The sequence below is a fragment of the Pseudomonas sp. DSV-1 genome, assembly GCF_035830915.1.
In the GTDB taxonomy this organism is placed as follows: Bacteria; Pseudomonadota; Gammaproteobacteria; order Pseudomonadales; family Pseudomonadaceae; genus Aquipseudomonas.
In genome coordinates this window covers 876,056-893,530 of record NZ_JAYMYG010000001.1, presented here as the reverse complement: position 1 = coordinate 893,530, position 17,475 = coordinate 876,056, and the positions used below count along the sequence as shown (strand labels likewise).

Genomic DNA, 17,475 nt, shown 5'->3' with positions numbered 1-17,475 from the left:
ATATCTTAAGTTGTATCTAACTTAACGAGAGCGAAGAGAAAATGAGCGAACATCATCCCCACCACCGCGAACATGGCGCGGGTCAAGACGGCTTCGAGAAACGCACCGGTCGCGAACGCGGCGGACGCGGACCCCGAGTATTCGCCCCAGGCGATTTGAAATTACTGCTGTTGGCACTGATTGCCGAACAGCCTTGCCACGGCTACGACCTTATCCGCCAGATCGAAGGTTTATTCGACGGCGCGTACAGCCCGAGCCCCGGCGTGATCTACCCCACCCTGACCTTCCTTGAAGAAAGCGAACTGATTCAGGGCGACGCTGAGGGTGGGAAAAAACGCTACTGCGTGACCGACCTTGGTCGCCAGTCCCTGAGTGATCAAGCCATTGCCCTGGACGGCGTGCGCATGCGCATCGATGTCAGCAAGCGCTCTTTGCGCGGCCATGATCGCCCCGCCGAGATTCACGAGGCTGTACACAACCTGCGCCATGCCTTGCAGATGCACCATGGTCGCTGGAGCCCCGAAGAAATCCTGCGGGTACGGGACTTACTCAACAACACCGCCAAAGCCATCGTCGATGGCCCTGTCACTGCCCAGCCTGCACAGGAGAACGCTGAATGAATGCCGCTACTCCCCAGACCATTCACCGTGTCATGCATGAAATCAAACGTCGCAAGCTTGAAGTGCTGCGGGTCGTCGACCTGACCCCGCGCATGCGCCGTATTACCCTGGGTGGACCAGAGCTGGCGGGCTTCATCAGTCTTGGCAGCGACGATCACGTAAAGCTGTTTTTCCCGCAAACCGAGCAAGAGCTGGCAGCGCTGGAAAATCTGGAATTGAGTGCCGGTCTGAAAGGCAACGTCATGGCGCCGATGCGCGACTACACACCGCGCCGCTATGACTTGAACACCTTTGAGCTGGACATCGACTTTGTACTGCACGGTGACGGTCCCGCTGCCACCTGGGCCGCTCAGGCCGAGCCTGGTCAGTACTTGCATATTGGTGGCCCAAGAGGCTCGATGGTAGTGCCGGACATCTTCGACAGTTATGTGCTGATCGGTGACGAAACCGCACTGCCTGCCATCGCCCGCCGACTGGAAGAGCTGCCTGCCAATCGCCGCGCCTTAGTGGTGGTCGAGGTGGAAAACGCCCTTGAGGAACAGCCCCTGCACAGTGCCGCGTCGGTCGAGGTGATCTGGGTACATCGCGATGTGCCTGGGCAGGACGTGCTCAAGACTGTTGCCGGGTTAAGCATGCCTTCAGGAGAGCTCTACACCTGGGTTGCGACCGAAAGCGCGTTGTCGCGCAAGGTGCGCCGGGTACTGCTCGACACCCACGGTTTGAACGAAGAGTTCGTCAAGGCCGTGGGGTATTGGCGCCTGGAAGGTGGTGCTGAAGAGTAGGACTCACGGCAAAATCCGGTGGGAGCGGGCTTGCTCGCGATGCTAGCAACGGGGGTTTGTCTGAATTGCCTGAATGAGGCTATCGCGAGCAAGCCCGCTCCCACAAAAGCCAGGCCGGGATCAGGCCCGCTGGCCCCTGTAACGATCCACTGCCACCACCGCCAGCGCGACCGCAACAAATCCTGCCAGAATCCCGCCTGCATTGATAAACGCTTGCCCGTAGCCCAATTTCTCGACATCGATAAACGGATACGGGTACACACCCAACAGGTGCCCGCGCAGCAGGATGTAAGCGAAATACAGGACCGGGTACAGCATCCAGAGCCCTATATGGCTCACCCGCAACACCCCTTTCGGCACGTAAAACCACCAGTACAACGCAAACAGCACCGGCATCACGTCATGCAATAGTTCATTGGCCAACCATTGCCAGCCTTCAGGCTGCCAGAGCTGGCGCAGCAACAGGCTATATGCCGCTCCCACTAGGATAATGCTGACGGCAATGCCGCTACTGACCCACGGCTGCAAGAAAAACGTCCTGCCCTTTGAGCTGCGGGCGTCTGCGGTATACGTCAACACGCAGGCGGCAAGGGTGTTGGTCAAAATGGTGAAAAAGCTGAAATAGCTCACCAGCCCGCCTACCACATTCGCTCCGCTCATCCAGCGGGCGAACAGTACCAGCTCAAGCTGAATGGCCAGGCCGCTCCAGCCCAGGATTGCCATCACGGTGCACAGCGTGCGTGACGCGACACTCATTGGCCGATCAAATTTCGCGTTTGGTACGGGCATATTTCACGTACAGCTTCTCGACCTTTTCCCGCGCCCACGGGGTTTTACGCAAGAACGTCAGGCTCGACTTGATGCTCGGGTCGCTCTTGAAGCAACGAATATCAATACGCTCGGCCAGCCCTTCCCACTCGTAATGCGCCACCAGCGCAGTGAGGATCTGTTCCAGCGTCACGCCGTGCAATGGGTTGTTGTTGGATTCAGTCATGCCGGACCTTTAAAGCAATAGAGAGAAAGCCGCGCACCTTAGCCGAGCACCTGCTCAGGGGGAAGTGCATTCGGTACGGAGCAAGTCTAGCCGTGACCCGGCACCCAAATGAAAGTTCCGCTTGGACACCATTAAAGTGATGTTATATTGTAACTATAGCTTTCAATTCAAAGAGCGCTCAGCGCCGCTTTCATTCGTCACCTTGCCAAGGAACTTGCAATGTCCTCCCCTGCCTTCCCACGTCATCTACGACGTCTTCACCTGACACCGCTCGCCACCGCACTGCTGCTCGCCTCCCCTGCCTATGCCCTCGAACTGCAACCGCAGGTCATTACCGGCAACCCGTTGGGCAACAGCCAATCAGCGTCACCCACCACGGTGCTTGAAGGCGACGATCTGACCCTGCAACAGCAAGGCAGCCTGGGCGAAACCCTCAACAAACAGCCGGGTGTTTCTTCTTCCTACTTCGGCCCCGGCGCCAGCCGCCCGATCATTCGCGGGCTGGATGGCGACCGCATTCGCATCCTGCGCAACGGCGTCGGTGCATTGGATGCCTCGTCACTGTCTTACGATCACGCGGTGCCACTGGACCCGGTCAACGTTGAGCGCATCGAAATCGTGCGCGGCCCGGCGGCCTTGCTGTACGGCGGCAACGCCATCGGCGGCGTGGTCAACACCTTCGACAACCGCATCCCCACCGAAGCCATCGAAGGCATTCACGGCGCGGGCGAACTGCGCTACGGCGGCGCAGCCACCACCCGAAGCAGTGCTGGCAAACTGGAAGCCGGTGATGGCACCTTCGCCCTGCACCTGGATGCCAACGCTCGCGAATTCAATGACCTGAAAATCCCGGGTTATGCCCGTAGCCGTCATGCACCCGAAAGCGAAGATGGCGTCGAAAAGAAAGGCCGTTTAGGCAACAGCAACGGCCGCCAGGACGGCGGCGCAGTGGGCGGTTCCTACACGTGGGATGATGGCTACGCAGGTCTGTCCTACAGCACTTACGACGCCAACTACGGCTCACCGGCCGAGCAGGACGTGCGTATCCGCATGAAACAGGATCACTACGCGTTCGCCTCCGAGATACGCAACCTGCAGGGCCCTTTCAGCTCGCTGAAACTGGATGCCGGCTACACCGATTACGAGCACCGCGAAATCGAGGGCGGCGAAGTCGGCACTACGTTCAAGAACAAGGGTTACGAAGCCCGCGTCGAAGCCCGCCATGTGCCGATCGGCCCGCTGGAAGGGGTGGTCGGCGCACAGGTCAATCGCAACGAGTTCTCGGCCCTGGGCGAAGAAGCCTTCGTGCCGCAGACCGATACCAACAGCGGCGCGCTGTTTATTCTCGAAGAGCTGCAAGCCACCGAGCGACTGAAACTCAGCCTCGGAGGGCGCCTGGAGCGCACCGTGGTCGACCCGAACGCCAAGGGCAATGAGCGCTTTTCTGCGGCCGACCGCTCCAAAAGTTTCACTGCAGGCAGCCTGTCTTCGGGCGCTGTGTTCACCCTTACCCCTGTCTGGTCGCTGGCCGCCACCCTGGGCTACACCGAACGCGCCCCGACGTTTTATGAGCTGTACGCCAATGGCGCCCACGTCGCCACCGGCACCTACGAAGTGGGCAGTCCCACTCTGTCGAAGGAAAAAGCCGTGTCCAGCGATCTGGCACTGCGCTTTGACAATGGCACCCACAAGGGCAGCGTTGGCGTTTTCTACAGCCACTTCTCCAACTACATCGGCCTGCTGGGCACAGGTCGTACGCTGAATGACGAAGGAGAACCCGACGCCGATGGTATTCCGGAATACACCTATTCCGGAGTTCGGGCACGCTTCACAGGCTTTGAAGCCAAAGATCACTGGAAGCTGGGTGAAAGCGCCTACGGCAAATTTGCTTTGGAGCTGTCCGGTGACTACACCCGGGCCACCAACCTCGACACAGGCGAAGCGTTGCCCCGCATTGCCCCACTGCGCCTGAGCAGTGGCCTGCTATGGGAACTTGACCGCTGGCAGGCGCGTATTGACGTCGAGCACGCCAGTAATCAGGGCCGTGTGCCGGCCAACGAATCGGGGACCGATGGCTACACAACCCTGGGCGCCAGCGCCGGTTATCACTTCGATGTGGGCAGCAGTCAGTGGCTGGCGTTCGTCAAAGGCGACAACCTGACCAACCAGACCGTGCGCTATGCCAGCTCGATTTTGCGCGACATAGCACCCGCCCCCGGGCGCGGTATCGAGGTCGGCCTGCGCACCACGTTCTAAGCAAGCAACTCCCAGCACACGACACAACCTGTGGGAGCGGGCTTGCCTTCGATGCAGACGCCCCGGTGTTCCTGCCGGACCGCGCCGAAAGCATCGCGAGCAAGCCCGCTCCCACACTGCTCCTGCCCTTCTGGCGTTTGCTGGCACCCCATTACCTGTCAACGTGGCACTCTGTGCTCAATACCGTCTTTGGTCGTAACTACCTGCCAACAGCACCGAACATGAGACAAAAAGCCCCTGGGACGATGGGTCGCAGCACACTGTTACAGAATCAGAAATGATCCATGTCACTTAAAGTGCTGTTTCTAAACGATTCAGGGCTTTATCATTTCCGCACAAAGGGCTGAAACGATTCATTCTCCCTTAAATCTGAAGTGCATGCCCTGCCCCCAAAGACAGCGCTACCCACAGCCACAGCCATACCTATAAAGACTCGCATCTCGACTTATGTCCACACTCCTGAATATGCGCAAACACAGCGCGCTGCTTCCTGTTGCCGGGCAAAAAGCCCTGGCATTGATCGGCGGCATGACCGCTCTTGGCCTGGCCACCTGCGTGCAGGCAGCACCCGCCTTTGACACCGACTCCAAGTGGATGCTCGGCGATTGGGGCGGCACCCGCAGCGAACTGGAAAAACAGGGCTATGCCTTCTCTCTCGATTACGTGGGCGAAGTGGGCTCGAACCTGCATGGCGGCTATGACCATGACCGTACGGCGCGCTACAGCGACCAGTTCGGCCTGGGCACGCACCTGGACCTGCAAAAAATTCTGGGCTGGGACGACGCCGAGTTCCAACTGACGATTACTCATCGCAGCGGCAACAACATCAGCAACGATCGCATCAACGATCCACGGGTTGGCGGTTTCACCTCGGCCCAGGAAGTCTGGGGTCGCGGTCAAACCACCCGCCTGACGCAGATGTGGTACCAGCAGAAGTTCTTTGATCAGAAGCTCGACATCAAGGTCGGCCGCTTTGGTCAGGGCGAAGACTTCAACAGCTTCCCGTGCGACTTCCAGAACCTGGCGTTCTGCGGCTCCCAGGTGGGCAACTGGGCTGGCAGCATCTGGTACAACTGGCCCGTCAGCCAGTGGGCACTGCGGGTCAAATATCACCTGACGCCCGAGCTGTACGCTCAGGTCGGCGCCTATGAGCAAAACCCGTCGAACCTGGATCGCGGAAACGGATTCAAACTCAGCGGTAGCGGTACCCAGGGCGCGGTACTGCCGATTGAACTGGTGTGGACGCCAAAAATTAATGGCCTGCCAGGGGAATACCGCGCGGGTTACTACTACAGTAATGCCAAGGCAACAGATGCTTACAAAGATGCCAACGGCCAGCCTGCCGCCTTGACGGGTGAAGCGTATCGCAGCAGTTCGAGCAAACACGGGATGTGGCTGGGCGTGCAACAACAGCTCACTACCCGCGCCAGCGATCAGTCGAGGGGCTTGAGTGTGTTCGCCAATGCCACTATGCATGACAAGAAAACCAACGCCGTGGACAACTATGTCCAGGCAGGTGTCGTCTACAAAGGCGTGTTCGATGCGCGGCCCAAGGACGACATCGGCTTTGCCATGGCGCGGGTTCACGTCAATCCGGCTTATCGCAAGAATGCCCAGGCCACCAATCAGGCCCGTGCCGTCTACGACTTCGACAACCCGGCCTACTTGCCGCCTCAGGACACAGAGTACAGCGCCGAACTGTATTACGGCGTCCACGTCACAAACTGGCTGACCATTCGACCGAACCTGCAATACATCCGCCACCCGGGTGGCGTCAGCCAGCTGGATGACGCGCTGATTGGCGGTCTGAAAATTCAAAGTTCGTTCTGACGAGCGGACTGCAACGGCAACCTTGAAGGTTGCAATCAAACACCTATTTAGCTGATTCACTCCCGCGCCGGTTCGTCCTTTCAAGACACACCCTCGCGGGAACACCTCTAACGTAACGGAGAACCACACTATGAGCACTGATGGTGCTTTCAGTCGAAGCCGCCTGCTACCGAGCCTTCTCGGTATCTTGCTGCTGCTAATGGGCCTGGCCATGTTGGCCGGGGGTATCAAACTGATCACGTTGGGCGGGTCGTGGTACTACCTGCTGGCCGGTATCGGTTTTGGCTTGTCGGGCGCGCTGCTGATTGCCGGGCGCCGTGCGGCACTGACGCTGTACGCGCTGGTATTGTTCGCCAGCACCGTGTGGGCACTGATGGAAGTCGGTCTGGACTGGTGGCAACTGGTGCCACGCCTGGCCGTGTGGTTCGCCATCGGTATCGTTCTGCTGCTGCCTTGGTTCCGTCGCCCGGTTCTGCGCGGTCAGTCGGCACCTGTGGCTACCGGCGCGCTGAGCGTTGCCGTGGTATTGGCAGGCCTGGCAGCACTGGCCAGCCAGTTCACCAGCCCGGGTGAAGTCAAAGGCCAACTGGACCGTGATGCCGTACCTGGCATGACCAACACCGCACCGGCCATGCCGGAAGGTGACTGGCAGTCATACGGTCGTACCGCCTATGGCGACCGTTATTCGCCACTCAAAGAAATCACCCCGCAAAATGCCCACAAGCTGGTTCCAGCCTGGACATTCCGCACCGGTGACATTCCTGGTGAAGGCGATCCCGGCGAAACAACCGCCGAGAACACCCCGCTGAAAGTCAACGGCATGCTGTATGTGTGTACTCCCCACAGCCAGGTGATTGCCCTTGACCCGGATACCGGCAAGGAAATCTGGCGCTACGACCCGAAGATCAGCACTCAGAACGCTGAAAACTTCAAAGGTTGGGCACACATGACCTGCCGCGGCGTGACTTATCACGACGAAAACGCCTACACCAAAGCCAGCACTGAACAAAGCGCTGCCGAGCCTGCTGCTGCCACTTCGAGCAACTCGTGCCCACGTCGCCTGTTCCTGCCGACTGCGGACACCCGCCTGATCGCACTGAACGCCGACACCGGTAAAGTGTGTGAAGACTTCGGTGTGAACGGCGCAGTCGATCTGCGTCACAACATCGGTAACTTCGCACCCGGTGGCTACTACTCCACCTCGCCACCTGCCGTGACCAAAGACCTGGTTGTGATTGGCGGCCACGTGACCGACAACATCTCCACGGACGAGCCTTCTGGCGTGATCCGTGCGTACGACGTACGTACCGGCAAGCTGGTCTGGAACTGGGACAGCGGCAACCCGGAAAAAACCACACCGATTGCTGAAGGCGAAACCTACACCCGTAACTCGCCTAACATGTGGTCGATGTTCGCTGTCGACGAAGACCTCGGCATGCTGTACCTGCCGATGGGCAACCAGACGCCTGACCAGTACGGCGGCGACCGTACCGAAGATTCCGAGCGCTATGCCGCTGGCATCACCGCTCTGGACATCAACACCGGTAAAGTCCGCTGGTACCGTCCGCTCACTCACCATGACCTGTGGGACATGGACGTGGGTGGTCAACCGACCCTGATGGACCTCAAAACCGCTGATGGCGTGAAACCGGCTCTGCTGGCCTCCACCAAGCAAGGCAGCATCTACGTGCTTGACCGTCGCACTGGCGAAGCCATCGTGCCGATCAACGAGATCCCGGCTCCTGGCGGCGCTGTAGAAGGCGACCACACCGCACCGACACAGCCTCGTTCGGACCTGAACATGATCCCGCCGGTCCTGACCGAGCGTGACATGTGGGGTGTGACCCCGTTTGACCAGATGCTGTGCCGGATCCAGTTCAAATCCCTGCGTTACGACGGCATGTACACCCCGCCATCGCTGCAAGGTTCGATCGTGTATCCAGGCAACTTCGGCGTGTTCGACTGGGGTGGCATTTCGGTTGACCCGGTTCGTCAGATCGCGTTCCTGAACCCGAGCTACATGGCGTTCACCTCCAAGCTGGTTCCGCAGGCCGACGTGGCTGCAATGGGCCCGCGCAAAGGCGAAACTTCCGGCGTTCAACCGAACAAAGGTTCGCCTTACGGCGTGATCCTGGAGCCTCTGCTATCGCCACTCGGCCTGCCTTGCCAGGCACCGGCGTGGGGTTATGTTGCTGCGGTCGACCTGACCAACAACAACCTGATCTGGAAACACAAGAACGGCACCGTGCGTGACAGCTCGCCGGTTCCAATTCCGCTGTCGATGGGCGTTCCAAGCCTGGGTGGCACATTCACCACGGCGGGTGGCGTAGCTTTCCTGAGCGGTACCCTTGACCAGTACCTGCGTGCTTACGATGTAAGCAATGGCAAAATGCTGTGGGAAGGTCGCCTGCCTGCTGGCGGCCAGACCACCCCAATGACCTACACCGGCAAGGACGGCACCCAATACGTGCTGGTCATGGCGGGCGGTCATGGCGGTCTGGGCACCAAAAAAGGTGACTATGTCATGGCGTTCAAACTGGCTGAGTAAGTTTTTCAGCGGGTTTTAAGAAAGGCGGCTATCTCTCGATAGCCGCCTTTTTTGTGGGCGTTTTTCACTTAAAAACGCTCTCCCGGAATGATGCCTTTCCAAGCCTTGAACACCACGTGTAGTCGCTGCCGCAGGCTGCGATAAGGGTCGAAGGACCTTCAAACAGGGTCGCTGCGCAACCCGTCGCAGCCTCGCTTCGCTCCTCAGCGGCTACACGCCAATTGACGATGAAAATCTGTTCACCATTGAAACCACTGGCACTGCGCCCCATCTAACACCCATACCCAATTGTGCAGGTGCCCCATGAGCGACCAGCAAGAATTTCCGGACAACACCACTGAGTACACCGATGTAGAACACTCCGAATCCGAACACCACCCCCACTCAGGCGGGACTGAGCTGGCATTGCCCGAGCAAAATCTGCCGGACAAGGTGTACATCATCCCGATTCACAATCGCCCGTTCTTCCCGGCACAAGTCTTGCCGGTCATCGTGAATGAAGAGCCTTGGGCTGAAACCCTCGAATTGGTCAGCAAGTCACCGCATCACTCTCTGGCGCTGTTTTTTGTCGACACGCCACCTGAAGATCCTCGCCATTTCGACACCAAAAGCCTTCCGGAATACGGGACGCTGGTGAAGGTTCATCACGCCAGCCGCGAAAACGGCAAATTGCAATTCGTGGCCCAGGGCCTGACCCGCGTGCGCATCAGCATGTGGCTCAAGCATCACCGCCCGCCGTATCTGGTGGAAGTTGAATACCCGCAGCAGCCCAAGCAGCCCACTGACGAAGTCAAGGCGTACGGCATGGCGCTGATCAATGCGATCAAAGAGTTGTTGCCGCTCAACCCGCTGTACAGCGAAGAGTTGAAAAACTACCTCAACCGCTTCAGCCCCAACGATCCGTCGCCGCTGACCGACTTCGCGGCGGCGCTGACTTCGGCCACGGGCAACGAGCTGCAGCAAGTGCTCGATTGCGTGCCCATGCTCAAGCGCATGGAAAAAGTACTGCCCATGCTGCGCAAGGAAGTCGAAGTCGCGCGGCTGCAAAAAGAGATTTCAGCCGAAGTTAACCTCAAGATCGGCGAACATCAGCGCGAGTTCTTCCTCAAGGAACAACTCAAGGTGATCCAGCAGGAGCTGGGGCTGACCAAGGACGATCGCAGCGCCGATATCGAGCAGTTCAAGCAGCGGCTTGAAGGCAAGACGCTGCCGGCCCAGGCGCAAAAACGCATCGATGAAGAACTCAACAAGCTGTCGATCCTGGAAACCGGGTCGCCGGAATACGCCGTTACCCGCAACTACCTGGACTGGGCATCGTCGGTGCCGTGGGGCGTGTTCGGCCAGGACAAACTCGACCTAAAGCACGCACGCAAAGTGCTTGATGCCCACCATGCCGGGCTGGATGACATCAAAAACCGGATTCTCGAATTCCTGGCGGTGGGCGCTTACAAAGGCTCGGTGAGCGGTTCGATTGTGTTGCTGGTAGGCCCGCCGGGTGTGGGTAAAACCAGTGTCGGCAAGTCGATTGCCGAATCCCTGGGGCGCCCGTTCTACCGTTTCAGCGTCGGCGGCATGCGTGACGAGGCCGAGATCAAGGGCCATCGCCGTACCTACATTGGCGCCCAGCCGGGCAAGCTGGTGCAGGCGCTCAAGGATGTTGAAGTGATGAACCCGGTCATCATGCTCGACGAAATCGACAAGATGGGCCAAAGCTTCCAGGGCGACCCGGCGTCAGCCTTGCTTGAAACCCTGGACCCGGAACAGAACGTCGATTTCCTCGATCATTACCTGGACCTGCGCCTGGACCTGTCCAAAGTGCTGTTCGTCTGTACGGCCAACACCCTGGACTCGATCCCCGGCCCGTTGCTCGACCGCATGGAAGTCATTCGCCTCTCGGGCTACATCACTGAGGAAAAGGTCGCGATCGCCAAGCGCCACCTGTGGCCAAAACAGCTGGAGAAGGCGGGCGTGTCCAAAAACAGCCTGAGCATCAGCGACAGTGCCCTGCGCGCAGTGATCGACGGTTATGCCCGCGAAGCCGGGGTGCGCCAGCTTGAAAAGCAGCTGGGCAAACTGGTGCGCAAGGCGGTGGTCAAGTTGCTGGAAGACCCGAAGGCTGTGATCAAGATAGGCCCCAAAGACCTCGAAGCTTCACTGGGCATGCCGGTGTTCCGTAACGAGCAGGTGATCAGCGGCACCGGCGTGATTACCGGCCTGGCCTGGACCAGCATGGGCGGCGCGACATTACCCATTGAGGCCACCCGCATTCACACCCTCAACCGCGGCTTCAAGCTGACCGGGCAACTGGGGGAAGTGATGAAAGAGTCTGCCGAAATCGCCTACAGCTATATCAGTTCCAACCTGAAACAGTTTGGCGGCGACCCCAAGTTTTTCGATGAGGCATTTGTGCACTTGCACGTCCCTGAAGGCGCCACGCCCAAAGACGGCCCGAGTGCAGGCGTCACCATGGCCAGTGCCCTGCTGTCACTGGCGCGCAATCAGCCGCCGAAAAAAGGCATCGCCATGACCGGCGAACTGACCCTGACCGGGCATGTTTTGCCGATCGGCGGTGTGCGTGAAAAAGTGATCGCGGCGCGCAGGCAAAAAATCAACGAGCTGATCCTGCCCGAACCTAACCGCGGTCACTTTGAAGAACTGCCCGATTACCTGAAAGAAGGCATCACCGTGCACTTTGCCAAGCGCTTTACCGATGTGGCCAAGGTGCTGTTTTAAAGGCTGTTTTTTGTAGCTGCCTGACCCAGGTGGGAGCGGGCTTGCTCGCGATGGCAGCAGCGTGGTTTGCCTGACAAGCTACGCTGCCTGCATCGCAAGCAAGTCCGCTCCCACATTTTTTGCCTGCAACACGTCGGTGAGATCTATTCTAGACATGTCTACTGTCATTTCTGACAGTAGACACCTGCACACTTTCTATCGTTAATAGAGCCCAATCACACAAAAATAACGCTGGAACCGACTATGCCACTTCATCATCCTGTGTATGAAAATCCGGATGTCCTCAGGCAGAACGAACCAGGGCAAAAGGTTTTCAACCCTAGAACCCGGGGAGAGCTCAAGGCCGAGTTGCTCGACCGCCCGGCTTTTGCTGCCCAGGAAATGACATTCGCCAGCAGCCAAAAGAAAATTGTCATCACGGCCGAGTTCGATGACTTCGGCTCAACCCGCTATCGCGCTGTGTCCCTGACCCTGGACATCAATATCCAGTCCGGCATTTATGGGTTTAAAAAAGACGAACACGGCCCCATCAAATCGATGTCCTACATCGAATGCATTGAAGTCGATGGCCGCCAGGTTTATCACTTGAACCAGGCCGACGTCGGCACCTTGCACCTGAGCGTGGTCGAGAGTTGCTACAGCGCACGGCTGTTCACAATGGAAGGCCTGGACCACAACGGCAACAGCATGGAAATGTGTGGCGATTTCACCATCAGCCCACCCCATGCCTGTCTCTGACCGGTAGCCGACAAATGGCGCAGCCCCCGTCATGGGTTATGCTGAGTCATTGAGTTTGTCTGACCGGAGCCTTCAATGCTTTCTGCCCGCCTTATCCCTCTGCTCGGCCTCAGCCTGCTGGCGGCCTGTGCTCAACAGCCTGCACACAACGTTACCGTCGAAGCACAAAGTGATTGCCCCAAGCAACTGCACGTAGGGCAGCATCTGATTGTGTCCCTGCCCAGCAACCCCACCACCGGTTATCGCTGGGCCATTCAGGACTCCGCGGGCGGCGTACTGCGCAGCCTGGGCCCTGAGGTCTACACAAGCAGCGACGATGGCCAGTTGCTGGGCAGTGGCGGGCTCTCGACCTGGCGCTTCCAGGTGTTTGCCGCAGGCAGCGGGCGCCTGCGCCTGACCTCGCAACAGCCATGGGAGCCCGAAGCCGAGCCCGCACACGTATTCGACTGCGCGATCACGGTGAACTGATATGACCTGGCTGATCCTGGCGGTGATCGGCGCGGGCACTTACCTCTACGGTTTGAGCACCCATGACACGTTGCTCTGTTTACTGAGCAAACCGGTGCCCGTGCTGATGCTGCTCGGCTGGCTCCAGGACGCCCCGGCCAGCCCGTATCGACGCTGGATCAGCATCGGCCTGCTGTTTTCCTTGCTGGGTGACATTCTGCTGGCATGGCCCCAGGACCTGTTTGTGTTTGGCCTGGGCGCGTTTCTGTTCGCCCACCTGGCCTATCTCAAGGCCTACCTTGTGGACTGCCGGCGTCCGGCCTTGTTGCCTTTGGGGCTGGCGCTGCTCGCCGGAGGCAGCTTATTGACCGTAATGGCCTCCAGGGGCCTTGGGGATTTGCTGATCCCGGTGTGTGTCTACGCCCTGGCCATCAGCGCCATGCTGTGGCGCGCCCTCGCCCGCCTGGGCACACACGTACCCGGGCGCTCGGCCTGGCTGGCAGCCGCGGGCGCGGTGGCGTTCGTGGTCTCGGACAGCCTGATCGGCATCGACCGCTTTGTGCTGCCTTTCAGCGCAGCGCCCTACCTGATCATTCTCACTTACTGGCTCGGACAATGGGGCATTGGCGCCTCAGTGCATTCACAGAGCAGTCGCTGAACGGTTTATCAGACAGAGCGCGCATCCGGGCGCTAACTTGGCTAAAATGCCGCCCCTTTAAAATTTCCCATCGCCGGAACCGCCGTGAGCAAAGAACCCGACCGTATTTTCGCCCAGCCCCTGGCACAGGTGCCGGACTTCGCCTTCAACGAAGACGTGGTGCGGGTGTTCCCGGACATGATCAAGCGCTCGGTGCCCGGCTACCCGACGATTGTCGAAAACCTCGGCGTGCTCGCGGCACAATTTGCCCAGCCCAACAGCGTCCTGTACGACCTGGGCAGTTCGCTGGGTGCGGTGACCCAGGCCCTGCGCCGACACGTGCGCACCGAAGGCTGCAAGGTCATTGCGGTAGACAACTCGGCGGCGATGGTCGAGCGGTGTCGCGAATACCTCAATGGGCAGAACTCGATGTTTCAGGAGTTGTTGCCCGTTGAAGTGATCGAAGGTGACATCCTGGCGCTGGAATTTGAGCCCGCGTCAGTGGTTGCGCTGAATTTCACCCTGCAATTTATCGCCCCCGATGAGCGCCTGGCGCTGCTTGGACGGATTCGACAGTCGCTGCTGCCGGGCGGCGCCTTGATCCTCTCGGAAAAACTGCGCTTCAGTGATCCCGAAGAGCACGCGCTGTTGACCGAGCTGCACGTTGCCTTCAAACGTGCCAATGGCTACAGCGATCTGGAGATTGCGCAAAAGCGCAGTGCCATCGAAAACGTCATGAAGCCCGATAGCCTCGAAGAACACCGTGAACGCCTGCTGGCGGCCGGGTTCTCGAAAGTCGTGCCGTGGTTCCAGTGTCTTAACTTTGCCTCGTTGATTGCCTTGCCATGATTGATCTGTCCCCACTTGCCCGGCGTCTGGCCGGCACTCCATTGGCTGAATGGGCCAACACCCTGCAGGCCCAGCTCGACGTCAAAATGGAGAAAGGCCACGGCGATCTGGAGCGCTGGCAAAGCGCGCTGGATGCGTTGCCCAACGTCAAACCCAGTGAAGTCGACCTGCTTGACGGCCTGACCCTGGACACCGATTGCGACGACGAAACCCGTGCGCAGATGCGCCAGGCGCTGATGGGGCTGTCGCCGTGGCGCAAAGGCCCGTTCGACCTGTTTGGAGTGCACGTTGATACCGAATGGCACTCGGACTGGAAATGGTCACGCGTTGCACCCCATATCGACCTCAAGCACAAGCGCATCCTCGATGTGGGTTGCGGCAATGGGTACTACATGTGGCGCATGCTCGGCGCCGGTGCTCACAGCGTGATCGGAGTTGACCCCAACTGGCTGTTTTTCTGCCAGTTCCAGGCTGTACAGCGATTCTTGCAGCAAGAGGCCGCGTGGCACTTGCCCTTCCCGTTCGAAGACCTGCCGCCGAACCTCGAAGGCTTCGACACGGTGTTTTCCATGGGCGTGTTCTACCATCGTCGTTCGCCCATCGAGCATTTGCTGGCATTGAAAGACTGCCTGGTCAAAGGCGGTGAGCTGGTGCTGGAGACCCTGGTGATTGAAGGCGATGTGAATCAGGTGCTGGTGCCTGAAGACCGTTACGCACAGATGCGCAACGTGTGGTTCCTGCCTTCGATTCCGGCGCTTGAGCGCTGGCTGCGCCGTGCTGGTTTCAGCGACGTGCGCTGCGTGGACGTGAGCGTCACCACGGTCGAGGAACAGCGCGCGACCGAGTGGATGAAGTTCCAGTCACTGAGCGACTACCTTGACCCCAACGACCACAGCAAAACCATCGAAGGCCTGCCTGCGCCGATGCGGGCGGTGATCATCGCCAAAAAGTAACCCCTACCTGTAGTCGCTGAGGAGCGGAGCGAGGCTGCGATCGGCCTGATGCAGCACTCCGATGCAGCCGTCGTAAAACCTGAATGCGCGGATTAACTGGAACACCGCGCTACCTGACTTTACGACGGCTTCGCCGCCGATCGCAGCCTCGTACTACTCGTCAGCGACTACATGACTACGATGTCGGCTTGGCTCTTCTGGCCTTGAAGAACTCGCTTAAGACCGCCCCGCACTCTTGCGCCAATACTCCGCCTTCAAACACTACCCGGTGGTTGAGAAAGCCCTGGGTAAAGAACTGCCCCTGACTTTGTACAATCCCGGCCTTGGGCTCCAGCGCGCCATACACCACCCGCGCCACCCGCGAATGCACGATCAACCCCGCACACATGCTGCATGGCTCCAGTGTCACGTACAGCGTGCTGCCCGGTAGCCGATAGTTGTTTACGGCTGTGGCGGCGTCACGGATGGCAACCATCTCGGCATGGGCGCTGGGGTCGCTGCCGCTGATCGGGCAATTGAACCCGCGACCGATAATTTCACCGTTTTGCACCAGCACCGCACCCACCGGCACTTCGCCCAACGCTGCTCCCTGGGCGGCCAGGGCCAGCGCTTCGCGCATAAAGTCTTGATCGCGACTGCGGTCGATGATCTGGGGTTGACGCCCTTGTCGCATCAGAAAACCTCAATAGCGGCCATCAGGCCGGTTTCCATGTGGTCAATCACATGGCAGTGGAACATCCACACCCCGGGATTATCCGCCACCAGCGCCACGCGGGCACGCTCGTTTTTGCCCAACAGGTAAGTGTCGGTGAAGTACGGAATGATCTTTTTGCGGTTGGACGCCAGCACCTTGAAGCTCATGCCGTGCAAATGGATCGGGTGCTGGTACTGGGTCATGTTCTTGAGCTCAAAGATGTAGCTCTGGCCCAGTTTGAGCCTGGCAATGGGACGGTCGGCACAGGTCTTGTCCTTGATGTCCCAGGCAACACCATTGATCTGCCACAAGCTGGGTGGCTGATCGGGGCCCAGGTCCTCGGACACCGAACCGACCCATTCAAAGTTGAAGTTGATCTTCTCGGCGCTGGCAACGTCGGGCTCGGCAATCGGGTTGGCCGGCAATGCCGGCGGCCACTGCGTCGGCGTGTCATTGCTGGCGACCGAACGCAAGGTGCCCAAGCGTACCGGGCCATCACGCAACGAAAGCTCCTCGCCCGCAGCCGGGGCCTTGATGCCCAGGCAAATACGCATGCCGGGGCCCAGCCAGTAATCCTTGCCCAACGGCCTTGGCTCGACGGGATTGCCGTCCAGCGCATAGATCATGGCTTCGGCGCCGGGAATATTCAGGCGGTAGGTCAGCGTGTTGTCGAGGTTGAGGATGCGCACGCGAGTGATCTGCCCCGCCGGCAACTCAATGGTCGGCACATGGCTGCCATTGATCGTCGACAGTCGCCCGGCCGTACCGCCACGCGCCGCTTCGCGGGTAATGCTGAACGGCAGGAAGCCGCCCTCTTCATCCACATGCCAGTTCTTGATGCTCAGGGTGCGTTCGTGCTTGAAACCGGTGGGCTCGCGCTCTTCAACGATCAGTGGCCCGACCAGGCCACGACCCAGCTCTTCGCTGCTGTTGACGTGCGGGTGATACCAGTAGCTGCCCGCATCCGGCACACGGAACTTGTAATCGAAATATTCACCGGGCAGTACCGGCAATTGGGAGACGTAAGGCACGCCGTCCATTTCCAGCGGCAGGCGGATGCCGTGCCAGTGGATGGTGGTGGCGACCGGCAGATGGTTGATAAACCGCACCCGCAGCCACTCGCCCTGCCGTACCCGCAACTCGGTACCGGGTGCCGAAGGGCCGAAGGCCCAGGCCTGGGTCTGATGACCGGGCACCAGCTCGACATCCAGTGGCGCGGCAATCAGTTCGTAATCGTGACCTGCGTTCTCGGCAGCCACCTTGCCCAGCCAGTAACGCGAAGCGCCTCCTGCGCCAACACCCACCACTACCAGGCCGGCCAAACCACCGAGTATTTGTCGACGGGTAAAGGACATGGATTCAACTACCTCTCGTATCCGGCGCGGGCGTGAAGC

Annotated in this window: 15 protein-coding genes; 11 read left to right on the top strand and 4 right to left on the bottom strand. The window is 59.5% G+C overall.

Translation table 11 applies throughout. The features are described from left to right. Window positions 1-41 precede the first annotated feature (41 nt). A complete protein-coding gene (locus tag VSQ83_RS04250; protein WP_219260831.1) occupies window positions 42-620 on the top strand; it encodes a PadR family transcriptional regulator in 579 nt (192 codons plus the stop codon). Continuing rightward, entirely contained in the window at window positions 617-1,402 is a 786-nt protein-coding gene (locus tag VSQ83_RS04245; protein ID WP_219260832.1) for a siderophore-interacting protein, read from the top strand. Before VSQ83_RS04250 ends, VSQ83_RS04245 begins: the two co-directional genes overlap by 4 nt. A 120-nt stretch (window positions 1,403-1,522) precedes the next feature. Here the strand turns inward: VSQ83_RS04245 and VSQ83_RS04240 are convergent, their stop codons facing one another. Both VSQ83_RS04240 and VSQ83_RS04235 read right to left on the bottom strand, forming a co-directional pair. Then, window positions 1,523-2,158 carry a Pr6Pr family membrane protein gene (locus VSQ83_RS04240; RefSeq protein ID WP_219260833.1) on the bottom strand — a complete coding sequence of 212 codons (636 nt, stop codon included), beginning with the start codon at window positions 2,156-2,158 and terminating at the stop codon, window positions 1,523-1,525. A gap of 7 nt (window positions 2,159-2,165) precedes the next feature. Continuing rightward, window positions 2,166-2,396, bottom strand: coding sequence for a VF530 family DNA-binding protein (locus VSQ83_RS04235; protein WP_019823597.1), 231 nt, complete (start codon window positions 2,394-2,396; stop codon window positions 2,166-2,168). Between the two features lie 219 nt (window positions 2,397-2,615). Here VSQ83_RS04235 and VSQ83_RS04230 point away from each other — a divergent pair, with 219 nt between their 5' ends. From VSQ83_RS04230 to cmoB, 9 genes are all read left to right on the top strand, one after another. Further along, window positions 2,616-4,652: a TonB-dependent receptor gene (locus VSQ83_RS04230; RefSeq protein WP_326425411.1), complete on the top strand. Its 2,037-nt coding sequence runs from the start codon at window positions 2,616-2,618 to the stop codon at window positions 4,650-4,652. Window positions 4,653-5,117: 465 nt separating this feature from the next. Beyond that, window positions 5,118-6,482, top strand: coding sequence for a carbohydrate porin (locus VSQ83_RS04225; RefSeq protein WP_326427679.1), 1,365 nt, complete (start codon window positions 5,118-5,120; stop codon window positions 6,480-6,482). 130 nt (window positions 6,483-6,612) lie between these two features. Continuing rightward, window positions 6,613-9,030 carry a glucose/quinate/shikimate family membrane-bound PQQ-dependent dehydrogenase gene (locus VSQ83_RS04220; RefSeq protein WP_219260835.1) on the top strand — a complete coding sequence of 806 codons (2,418 nt, stop codon included), beginning with the start codon at window positions 6,613-6,615 and terminating at the stop codon, window positions 9,028-9,030. Window positions 9,031-9,333: 303 nt separating this feature from the next. Continuing rightward, a complete protein-coding gene (lon, locus tag VSQ83_RS04215) occupies window positions 9,334-11,763 on the top strand; it encodes an endopeptidase La (RefSeq protein ID WP_326425409.1) in 2,430 nt (809 codons plus the stop codon). A 243-nt stretch (window positions 11,764-12,006) separates the two neighbouring features. Then, entirely contained in the window at window positions 12,007-12,501 is a 495-nt protein-coding gene (locus tag VSQ83_RS04210) for a hypothetical protein (RefSeq protein WP_326425407.1), read from the top strand. Between the two features lie 75 nt (window positions 12,502-12,576). Next, window positions 12,577-12,969, top strand: a complete 393-nt coding sequence (locus VSQ83_RS04205) for a protease inhibitor I42 family protein (protein WP_219260839.1) — start codon at window positions 12,577-12,579, stop codon at window positions 12,967-12,969. Between the two features lies 1 nt (window position 12,970). Continuing rightward, on the top strand, window positions 12,971-13,606 hold the full coding sequence (locus VSQ83_RS04200; RefSeq protein ID WP_326425405.1) for a lysoplasmalogenase: 636 nt from the start codon (window positions 12,971-12,973) through the stop codon (window positions 13,604-13,606). Window positions 13,607-13,690: 84 nt separating this feature from the next. Next, window positions 13,691-14,434 carry a carboxy-S-adenosyl-L-methionine synthase CmoA gene (cmoA, locus tag VSQ83_RS04195; RefSeq protein WP_133075928.1) on the top strand — a complete coding sequence of 248 codons (744 nt, stop codon included), beginning with the start codon at window positions 13,691-13,693 and terminating at the stop codon, window positions 14,432-14,434. Continuing rightward, the gene (gene cmoB, locus VSQ83_RS04190; protein WP_133075929.1) at window positions 14,431-15,387 is read left to right on the top strand and encodes a tRNA 5-methoxyuridine(34)/uridine 5-oxyacetic acid(34) synthase CmoB; all 957 of its coding nucleotides are present in this window, start codon (window positions 14,431-14,433) and stop codon (window positions 15,385-15,387) included. The genes cmoA and cmoB overlap by 4 nt, the downstream gene beginning before the upstream one ends. Window positions 15,388-15,562: 175 nt before the next feature. On the opposite strand, the gene tadA is transcribed toward cmoB, so the two are convergent. Both tadA and VSQ83_RS04180 read right to left on the bottom strand, forming a co-directional pair. Then, window positions 15,563-16,060: a tRNA adenosine(34) deaminase TadA gene (gene tadA / locus VSQ83_RS04185; protein ID WP_219260844.1), complete on the bottom strand. Its 498-nt coding sequence runs from the start codon at window positions 16,058-16,060 to the stop codon at window positions 15,563-15,565. Continuing rightward, window positions 16,060-17,436 carry a multicopper oxidase family protein gene (locus VSQ83_RS04180; protein ID WP_326425402.1) on the bottom strand — a complete coding sequence of 459 codons (1,377 nt, stop codon included), beginning with the start codon at window positions 17,434-17,436 and terminating at the stop codon, window positions 16,060-16,062. The genes tadA and VSQ83_RS04180 overlap by 1 nt, the downstream gene beginning before the upstream one ends. Window positions 17,437-17,475: the final 39 nt, after the last annotated feature.

Bases quoted from the DNA above. Each gene is read 5' to 3' on its own strand.
- VSQ83_RS04250 (WP_219260831.1), top strand. From the start codon at position 42: ATGAGCGAACATCATCCCCACCACCGCGAACATGGCGCGGGTCAAGAC.
- VSQ83_RS04245 (WP_219260832.1), top strand. From the start codon at position 617: ATGAATGCCGCTACTCCCCAGACCATTCACCGTGTCATGCATGAAATC.
- VSQ83_RS04240 (WP_219260833.1), bottom strand. From the start codon at position 2,158: ATGAGTGTCGCGTCACGCACGCTGTGCACCGTGATGGCAATCCTGGGC.
- VSQ83_RS04235 (WP_019823597.1), bottom strand. From the start codon at position 2,396: ATGACTGAATCCAACAACAACCCATTGCACGGCGTGACGCTGGAACAG.
- VSQ83_RS04230 (WP_326425411.1), top strand. From the start codon at position 2,616: ATGTCCTCCCCTGCCTTCCCACGTCATCTACGACGTCTTCACCTGACA.
- VSQ83_RS04225 (WP_326427679.1), top strand. From the start codon at position 5,118: ATGCGCAAACACAGCGCGCTGCTTCCTGTTGCCGGGCAAAAAGCCCTG.
- VSQ83_RS04220 (WP_219260835.1), top strand. From the start codon at position 6,613: ATGAGCACTGATGGTGCTTTCAGTCGAAGCCGCCTGCTACCGAGCCTT.
- lon (WP_326425409.1), top strand. From the start codon at position 9,334: ATGAGCGACCAGCAAGAATTTCCGGACAACACCACTGAGTACACCGAT.
- VSQ83_RS04210 (WP_326425407.1), top strand. From the start codon at position 12,007: ATGCCACTTCATCATCCTGTGTATGAAAATCCGGATGTCCTCAGGCAG.
- VSQ83_RS04205 (WP_219260839.1), top strand. From the start codon at position 12,577: ATGCTTTCTGCCCGCCTTATCCCTCTGCTCGGCCTCAGCCTGCTGGCG.
- VSQ83_RS04200 (WP_326425405.1), top strand. From the start codon at position 12,971: ATGACCTGGCTGATCCTGGCGGTGATCGGCGCGGGCACTTACCTCTAC.
- cmoB (WP_133075929.1), top strand. From the start codon at position 14,431: ATGATTGATCTGTCCCCACTTGCCCGGCGTCTGGCCGGCACTCCATTG.
- tadA (WP_219260844.1), bottom strand. From the start codon at position 16,060: ATGCGACAAGGGCGTCAACCCCAGATCATCGACCGCAGTCGCGATCAA.
- VSQ83_RS04180 (WP_326425402.1), bottom strand. From the start codon at position 17,436: ATGTCCTTTACCCGTCGACAAATACTCGGTGGTTTGGCCGGCCTGGTA.